The sequence below is a fragment of the Pyxidicoccus caerfyrddinensis genome, from assembly GCF_010894405.1.
GTDB lineage: Bacteria > Myxococcota > Myxococcia > Myxococcales > Myxococcaceae > Myxococcus > Myxococcus caerfyrddinensis.
Window position 1 is genome coordinate 1 of record NZ_JAAIYA010000145.1, and the last position, 433, is coordinate 433.

Genomic DNA, 433 nt, shown 5'->3' on the forward strand with positions numbered 1-433 from the left:
CCCGCGCCAGCAGGTCGAAGAAGGTCCACGAGCCCTGGCTGAAGCTTGGGAAGCCATCCAGCGGCACCACGGCGAGGCTCTCCGCCAGGGCACTGATGACCAGGTGGTGCCCGTCCAGGGTGAGGAACAACACCACGGCGAGCTGCACCTTGAGGTTGGAGAAGAGCGAGACCTGCTGGCCGAGCTGCGGCACGTAGAGCTGGGCATTGTTGCTGCCCGCCATGGTGTCCGTGAGGGTGCCGGCGATGCGCGCCGCCTCGAAGACGCTGCTGACGATGAACGCCATGCAGAACCCGATGAAGACCTCCTTGGCCATCAGCGCGATGTAGGGCAGCGCCGTCAGGGGAACCGTCGTCACGGTGTGCGCGATGGAGGGATAGAGCACGATGGCCAGCGTCAGCCCGATGCCCATCTTCATCTCCGTGGGCACCAC

At 65.6% G+C, this 433-nt stretch carries 1 protein-coding gene; it reads right to left on the reverse strand.

Annotation, left to right across the window (positions count from 1 at the left end; genetic code table 11):
- On the reverse strand, positions 1-418 hold a 418-nt coding region (locus tag G4D86_RS51910; RefSeq protein ID WP_164003116.1), incomplete at its 3' end, for a flagellar biosynthetic protein FliR.
- Between the last annotated feature and the right edge of the window lie 15 nt (positions 419-433).